This window comes from Streptomyces sp. NPDC006265 (assembly GCF_040613555.1).
In the GTDB taxonomy this organism is placed as follows: Bacteria; Actinomycetota; Actinomycetes; order Streptomycetales; family Streptomycetaceae; genus Streptomyces.
In genome coordinates this window covers 1-8,030 of the sequence record NZ_JBEXSH010000392.1, presented here as the reverse complement: position 1 = coordinate 8,030, position 8,030 = coordinate 1, and the positions used below count along the sequence as shown (strand labels likewise).

Below are 8,030 nucleotides of genomic sequence, written 5' to 3'. Positions count from 1 at the left end.
GGAGAGAAGAACGGGCGCAAACGGATGGCGACCGTCGGCGCGGTCTACGACCTCGCGCCGGCGCCGCGCCGGCCCGCCGATGTGATCAGGCACGGCGATCTGGACGGCACCGAACGCACCGAACGCCCCAGGGCACAGGCGAAGTGGCTGACCCCGCCTCCGTCGAACGCGACGCTGCGCAGGCCATCGGCACGGTGTTCGACGATGCCGAGCGCCGACCCCGACCGGGAGCGGGAATGGGTGATGTTGGTCGACGGCGCCCGCCACCAGCTGGACCTGATCCATGATCAGTGCGACGCGTGCGGGCTGGAGGTACGCCTGCTGATCCACTTCGTTCACGTGCTGGAGTACGCGTGGGGCGCGGCCTGGTGCTTCTTCGCCAAGACCGACCCCGCAGCCGAGAGCTGGGTCGGCGAGAGGGCGGAGATCCTCCACGGCCGGGCCGAGCAGGTCGCCGACGATCTCGCGCCGACGATCTCGAAGCGCACGCGGACGCGGCGGAACTGGACGGCCAGCGGCGCTTGGGGGGTGGACAAGGCGGTCTGCTACCTGCGGGCCAAACTCCCCTACCTCGGCTGTGACATCGCGCTGGCGGAGGGCTGGCCGATCGCGACAGGCGTGATCGAGGGGGCGTGCCGGCACCTGGTGAAGGACCGGATGGACATCACCGGTGCCCGCTGGGGCCTGGCCGGGGCCGAGGCCGTCCGCAGGCTCCGCACGGTGATCCGCAACGGCGACTTCGAGGAGTACTGGAAATATCACGCGCAGCGCGAGCACCTGCGGGTTCACGCCATCCGCTACCGCGACAGCCTCGCACTCGCGGCGTGATCACCGTCCCTCAAACAGAGCCGCACCCTTCCTCGACTGCCTGACGGTCCATCCTCCAACCGTCCTCCCCGCAGACATGGTCAAGCAGCCACTTCGCGAACTGATCGAGGACCATGACCAAGCTCTGAACGGGGGGATTGACAAGGCCTGGTTCCCCCGAATGCAGCAAGGACTGATCGTTTCGCCTGCCACGTGAGGATGACGCGCCCTTGAGTGCCGGGCTGGAGCAGTCGGCTCCCGGTCTGCCTCCAGATGCCTGGGCGTGGGGGGTGGTGGGCGGTGTGAATGTGAGGCGCGCGGAGGGCGTTCGCGCGGGCTGTAAGTGGCTTGTGTGGCTGTGCTGTTGTGCTTCCGCGCACTCCCTCACACGGGTTACACGCTACGCATTCGGTCGAGCGCGTTGGGTAGTTGACCGGGTGTTGGCGTTCCCGCCGAAGGAGGGGCCGCCCGGTTCGAAGGCCTTGCAGAGCGCACCCAGAACCGCTCCGCCTGATTCGCCCACGTCGTCGTTCGGCCCGTTCGGAGGAAAATTCTTGCAAGTGGACACAGCGGCATCCCGCCTATACAGGCTGGCCGCGCCCGCCACATCACGGAGCTTGTCCATCGTGGCCCGGGTCTACGGGTACCCGCCGGACCACAACGCGGGCTCCGAGTGGATGCTGCACTCGATGCTGCGCCCGCTGGCCGAGCGTGGCCACCGGGTGGAGGTCTGGCTCTCGCACCCCGGAAGAATCGAGAAGAGCTACGAGATCGACGGGGTACATGTTGTCCCCTTCCAGGAGGGCATGGACTTCGCCGCCCGTGCCCAGAACGCTGACGTGCTGTTGTCCCACTTCGAGAACGTGCCCCTGCTGGCGGGACTCGCGCGAGACCGCCGGATTCCGCTGGCCGTGATCTGTCACGACAACTTCGCTACGAGCTTCCACAACGCGGCGGGCGCTGATCTCGTCGTGTACAACAGCGAGTGGATCCGGCGGGACGGCGAAATCTTCTATGCCCGCTACCCGCGGGAGTTCCTGCCCAGGAACAGCATCGTCGTGCGTCCGCCGGTGATGGCCGAGGAGTACCGCACCCGGCCCGGCGACTGCGCGGCCCTGGTCAATCTCAACTCCGACAAGGGCGGCGAGGTGTTCTGGCAGATCGCCGCCTGGACACCGGAGTGGAAGTTCCTTGGTGTCCGTGGCGCCTACGGGCAGCAGGTCATGCCGCCGCCACGGCTGTCCAATTGTGAAGTGGTCGACGGTGTGCCGGGACAGCAGATGCGTGAACACGTCTACAGCCGCTCCCGCGTGATGCTCATGCCGAGCCTGTACGAGTCCTGGGGACGCGTGGCGGTGGAGGCGTTCGCCTCGGGCATCCCGGTCATCGCCCATCCCACCCCCGGGCTCGTCGAGTCCCTCGGCGAGGCCGGGATCTTCGCCTACCGCGACGACCTCAACGCCTGGATTCATGCCCTGACGTCCCTGCGGGACCCGGATAACTGGGCACAGGCCTCGCGCCGGGCCAAGGCCCGCTCCATCGAACTGAGTGCAGCTCCCGACCTCGACATCTGGTGCGACGCCATCGAATCCCTGAGCAGGACCAGCCCGCGGAACAGCGTGCGCAGGCACGCACTCGGCACACTCGTCGATGCCAGCGAGATGGGCCGCAGCGGCGCCGCGGACCCGCAAGTCCAAACAGAGCAGAGTTGCCCCTGAGGTGCTGAGCGGCGCGGCCGGACCACGGCTTCGCGGCCCCGAGCAACGACATCGAAATGCTTGCGGCAGACCCAGAGGAACTCCTGGCACGCGCTGGGAACCTCCCTTTCGCCACTGTCTGCCTGCAAGACGAATCATCGCAATCCGCTCAACCACAACGAAAAGGACGGCACGCCGTGACCCAGGAAACCATCGCCTCCCCCCTCGAACCGGCCATCTCCATCGAGCCGCGTGCGGCCATCGCGCTGTCCGAAAGCGCCCCCATCGCTCCTTACACCCACATCCGGCGCTTCAACTATTCCGGCAGCGTCCAGAACTTCACCGTTCCCCCCGGCGTCACCGTGATCAACGCCCGCTGCTGGGGTGGCGGAGGGTGGGGACCCGGCATTGGGGGCGGGGGCGGCTTCGCCACCGGCAACATCGCCGTCGTGCCGGGGGAGACGCTGCGCGTCGTCGTCGACCTGGGAGGAGGCCAGCACGGCGGGGGCGGTATGAGCGGCTTGTTCAGCCAGCGGCTGGGACAAACACTTCTCATCGCCGGAGGAGGTGGAGGGGGCATTACGAATACGGATACCGCTGATGCGCAAGGTGGTGCGGGCGGCGGCCCCAGCGGTTCCGACGCACGGACGGCCTCGCGGGGCGCATGGACAGGGACGCCGGCGCGTGGAGCTTCGGGTTCCACTGGCGGCGCCGCAGGGGCCATTGCCGATCACAGTAGTTATGGGGGGCGCGGCGGTAACACCGGGCAGAACGGCGGCGCCGGGAAGGGGGGCGTTGGGGGCCAGGTGCCGATCCCAGGTATGGGCGGAGGCGGGGGTGCAAGCTACGGCGGCAATGCGGGTGGGGGTGCCGGCTACGCGGGCGGCGGTGGCGGCCTCGGTTTCGGCCACGCGACCGCCGCCTTTTTCAGCGGCGGGGCTGGAGGCAGCAGCTTTGTGAACGGTCCTGGCGTCACCGGGGGACAGACCCTGGCCGGCAATGGTGCCCTGGCGGGCGGTAAGGGAGATCCTCTGTACCAGTCTTCTGTCGGCGACGCGGGCAATCGCGGCCAGGTAGTGCTGCAGTGGACGGAGTTCACGGTGGCGCCCGGTGGGCCGCCTGATGTGGAGCTGAGGCAAGGCGGACCGGTCGGGTATCCGGGAGTGCGGGTCGAAGCCGGCGTGGCGTTCGACCCGGTGTCGGTGATGGTCGCCCTGCCGGCCGGTCGCGGTCTGCTCTTCGGTACGCAGGTCCTCGCCGACTACCAGCTGACCGTCCAGAACGCCAACGGTCAAACCACCCTCTACATGGGAAGCCTGTCAGATGACGGAACGTCGCTCGTCTTCTCGGACGTGGACCTGGAGCTACCCGGGACGACGGTGATGTGGGTCGGCGTGAGCGCGGGCCACGATGCCCCGCTGGGTGCCACGAGCCTGACGTTCACCGTGGGAGGAAAGACCTCGCCCTCCACAACGGTCGTAGTCGCACCGGGCTTCACCGTGTCGCCGGGCGGCGCCCCGGTGACCGCGGAGCGGGCAGGGGCTCCCGTGTACCCGGGTGTGGAGGTGCGGAACAACGGAACGCATGCCATCCCGCTGCAAACGGTCACCGCCGTTCTGCCGGCCGGCGCCGGCATGCGGTTCGGTACGCAGGACAAGCCCGATCACCAGCTGACCGTCTGGGACGGCGGCCCCAGTACTACCGTGTACCCGGGAAGCATCTCCGGCGACGGTCAGACCCTGACCTTCACCGACGTCGACCTGGCCATCCCCGGTAACGGATCACAGTCCGTCATGTGGGTCTGCGTGAGCGCCGCCGACGACACCCCCACGGGACCCACCAGCGTGCAGTTCACCGTCGGCAGCCATGTCTCACCGTCCACCACCATCGACGTGATCTGAGAGGCACGGCGGCAAAACGTCCGCTGTCACGGTGCAAACCCGAGGGCACCGTCACCTGATGCAGCGGACTCGCCGGCGCCCTGGGCGTGGCCGACCGTTTCCCGGGCGCGGCCTTCTTCGCCCAGGGCGGCGGGGAGATCGGGAACAACAAGGCGAACTTCCGGGCCCTGGCGGCGGCGGCCGGGGTGCCGACCCTGCCGGGCCGCACCTGTCGCAGCATCGCGGAGGCGACCGAGGCGACCGGCGCTCTGCTGCAGGACTTCGAATCCGGGGCCGTCGTGGTCAAACAGGCCCACAACGGGGCCGGGGTCGGCAACCAGCTCCTCGTACGCGATCCGGAGATGGCCGTCGACCACGTCGGGGCCCGACACCTGCACCACCTGGCCCCGGGCCCGGAGGGGATCGCCGCGTACTGGGCCAAGCGGTGGCCGTGGGCGAGCGGGGAAGGCCGGTGGCCGGTCGTCATCGAGGAGTTCGCGCCCGGCGCGGATGCGGTGTACTCCGAGCACTACGCCTCCGACGCCGGCACCCGGGCCACCGAGACGGGCCGCCTGCTGTACGTGGGGCGGCGTCTGAGCCACCAGGTCGTGCCGCTGGACGGCGTCACCGAGCCGGTACGGGCGGCGCTGCTGGACGGCGGCACACGGCTGGCCGAGGCGTACCGGGCGTTCGGCTACCGCGGGCACCTGAGCGCGGACGCCCTGGTCCTGCCCGACGACAGCGTGGTGTTTACGGAGGTCAACGCCCAGGTCTCCGGGTCGCTGCACATCTACCAGTCGATCGCCCACGGCATCGTCGACGTCACCGCCGCCCCGGCCCGGCAGGTGGTCGAGTACCACGTCCCGCCCACCTGGGCGGTGCCCTCCTTCGCCGCCTTCCTGGCCTCGCTCGAGGATCTGGGCCTGGCGTACGACCCGGCCACCCGGACCGGGGTGATCGTGTCGATGCCCGCCATCCCTCTCGCCCCCGGCGAGCCGGTGCAGTTCGTGTTCTGCCTCGCCTACGACCCCGCCGAGGGCCACGCGGGCGCCTTCGACCGGCTGGACGCGCGGTTCGCGAGCGTGCCCGCCGGCACCTACGACGCCAGCCAGCACATCGGCACCGGCGCCGTGTCCTTCTCCTCCTGACCGGGAGCTCACCCATGACCACCACGTCGCTCACCGCAGCCGCCGAGGCCGCCCGGCTCCGCCCCGTCTTCGACTCCGGCCGTCTCGCCGCCGAACTCGCGACCGTCACCGCCCACACCTGGAACGTCCAGCACACCCACACCTCCGGCGGGCAGGTCGGCCGGCCCGCCGCGATCGACTGGCGGGTCCTGCCCCTGCGAAGCCTCGGCGGTGATCCGGAGCGCACCGACCCGGGCGGCCCCGGACCGGAGCCGTTCAAGGCGACGCGGTGGCTCGACTACCTGCCCTACCTCGCGGAGGCCCTGGACACGATCCCGGCCCCGTTGAACGCGGTACGCCTGATGGCGCTGGGGCCCGGCGCCGTCTCGAACCCGCACTGCGACCCCAAGTACCGCCTGGACCGAGGCATCGTGCGCCTGCACATCCCCGTGGTCACCCACCCGGGCGCCGTTCTCGTCCTTGACGGCGTCGAACACTGCTGGCAGCCGGGCACCTGCTGGTACGGCGACTTCTCCCGCGAACACCTGGTGCGCAACACCAGCCAGACGGTGACCCGCATCCACATCGTGATCGACGCCCTCCTCACCGCCGACCTCGCGGCCTGGTTCCCGGTCTCCTGGCAGGACTTCCTCACCCGCGGCGAGGTACTCCTCAACCACACCGCCCCGACCGAGGCTCCCACCTGGCCCACGGAGCTGCCGTATGAGGCGCTGCTGCCGTCCGGGTTCGCGGATTTCGACGCGGCCGCCCCGCTGGACGGCTCCCTCATTCCCGCCCGCATCGACCGCGCCGACGACGGCGTCCTCGCCCTCACGATCGCCGGGCGCACCTTTGCCCTCGTCCCGGCCGGCGGCGCCGAGTTCAGGTTCTCCGGCTGGAGCGAGCAGCGCACCCTCCAGCCGGACAGCGACAGCACCGGCCTGACCCTGCGGGTCCGCCGCGGGCGCGCGCTCGCCGACCGGCACGTGACCGCAGCCCCCCGTACTCCCTGACCCGCTCCGCGTACTCGAGAGGAACGCCAATGCCCCGCCTGAACAGTCACGACGACTTCACACCGCTCAAGGAGGTCATCGTCGGGTCCGCCGCCAATTACGTGGGGCACGACCGCGACGTCTCTTTCGAGTTGTTCCATCACGAGAACTTGAAGGGTTTCCGGTCGGACTGGGCCTATCCGCGCCTGACGAAGGCGGCGGCCGGCCACCGGGAGAGCTGGACCATCAAGGCCCGGTACGCCGAGGAGCTGCACGAGGACGTGGAGGCCCTGGCGGCCACCCTCGCCGGACTCGGGGTCACCGTGCACCGGCCGCTGCCTCTGCCTCCGGATGCCAAGCCCATCGCGGGCCTGGGCTGGGAGGCCGCGCCGACCCCAGCGCTGAACATCCGCGACAACACGCTGATCCTCGGGCGCGAGATCATCGAGACGGCGCCCGCGATCCGCTCCCGCTACCTGGAGACCCGTCTGCTCGCCCCGGTCTTCACCACCTACTGGGAGGAGGGCGCGCGGTGGACGACGATGCCCCGCCCTACCCTCACCGACATGTCGTTCGACCTGTCGTACGCGCGCGACACCGCGACCACCCTGGGCGGACCGACGGAGGCCATCGAGGACCCGCAGCCGAGCCCGTTCGACATCGGCGTGGAGATGATGCTGGACGGCGCGCAGGTGCTGCGGCTGGGCCGCGACCTGGTCGTCAACGTCGCGCAGGAGAACCACACCCGGGGCGCCGAGTGGCTTCAGCGGCACCTCGGTCACCAGTACCGCGTCCACCGGGTGTGGCGGATGGCGGACAACCACATCGACAGCATGGTCCTCGCCCTGAAGCCGGGGGTGTTCCTGGCTCGACACGACGGCATCCGCGACCTGATGCCCGAACCGCTGCGCTCATGGCGCTACATCGTGCCGCCGGAGCCGGACACGGGTGCGTTCCCCGTGTACGACGACCACGAGGACCTGGTCCTCACCAGCCCCTACATCGACCTCAACGTCCTCTCGGTCGACGAGCGCACGGTGCTGGTCAACGCGCAGTGCACCGGCCTGATCAAGCTGCTGGAAGCCGAGGGCTTCGACGTGGTGCCCGTACGCCACCGGCACAGGCGGCTGTTCGGGGGCGGGTTCCACTGCTTCACCCTGGACACGCACCGCACCGGCGGCTTCGAGGACTACCTGTCGTGACCCTCCCGGGCGTGTTGCTGCTGGACGCGGCCGGCCCTGAGGCGGGCCTCCTTGCCGCGACGGCCGCCGCCCGCGGCCACCAGGTCCACGCCGCGACCACCGCCGCGGCGTACGCGGACTACGGGCCGGAGCTGAAGCGCCTGCAGGCCGGGCGGGTCGTCACCGACTTCGCCCGGCCCGATCAGGCTCTCGACGAGATCACCGCGTACTCCCGCCGCCGCGGCGTCGGCGCGGTGCTGACACCTGCGACGTTCCTGACGAACTAGCAGGCCAGAAGGTTATCCACAGGCTGCAACGGCCGACGTGGGATCTGCCTACCATGGCC

At 69.9% G+C, this 8,030-nt stretch carries 6 protein-coding genes and 1 pseudogene; all 7 read left to right on the top strand.

Annotation, left to right across the window (positions count from 1 at the left end):
• Positions 1–828: pseudogene (locus ABZ281_RS27725) on the top strand (ISKra4 family transposase); the annotation flags it as partial.
• A gap of 605 nt (positions 829–1,433) precedes the next feature.
• Positions 1,434–2,525, top strand: a complete 1,092-nt coding sequence (locus tag ABZ281_RS27720; protein ID WP_356659745.1) for a glycosyltransferase family 4 protein — start codon at positions 1,434–1,436, stop codon at positions 2,523–2,525.
• Between the two features lie 176 nt (positions 2,526–2,701).
• Positions 2,702–4,405, top strand: coding sequence for a hypothetical protein (locus ABZ281_RS27715; protein WP_356659743.1), 1,704 nt, complete (start codon positions 2,702–2,704; stop codon positions 4,403–4,405).
• A gap of 86 nt (positions 4,406–4,491) precedes the next feature.
• Complete coding sequence (locus ABZ281_RS27710; protein ID WP_356659741.1) at positions 4,492–5,532, top strand: peptide ligase PGM1-related protein; 1,041 nt, start codon at positions 4,492–4,494, stop codon at positions 5,530–5,532.
• Positions 5,533–5,546: 14 nt separating this feature from the next.
• Positions 5,547–6,524 carry an aspartyl/asparaginyl beta-hydroxylase domain-containing protein gene (locus tag ABZ281_RS27705; RefSeq protein WP_356659739.1) on the top strand — a complete coding sequence of 326 codons (978 nt, stop codon included), beginning with the start codon at positions 5,547–5,549 and terminating at the stop codon, positions 6,522–6,524.
• Between the two features lie 29 nt (positions 6,525–6,553).
• Positions 6,554–7,705 carry a glycine amidinotransferase gene (locus ABZ281_RS27700; protein ID WP_356659737.1) on the top strand — a complete coding sequence of 384 codons (1,152 nt, stop codon included), beginning with the start codon at positions 6,554–6,556 and terminating at the stop codon, positions 7,703–7,705.
• A complete protein-coding gene (locus tag ABZ281_RS27695; protein ID WP_356659735.1) occupies positions 7,702–7,971 on the top strand; it encodes a hypothetical protein in 270 nt (89 codons plus the stop codon). Before ABZ281_RS27700 ends, ABZ281_RS27695 begins: the two co-directional genes overlap by 4 nt.
• The last annotated feature ends 59 nt before the right edge of the window (positions 7,972–8,030 follow it).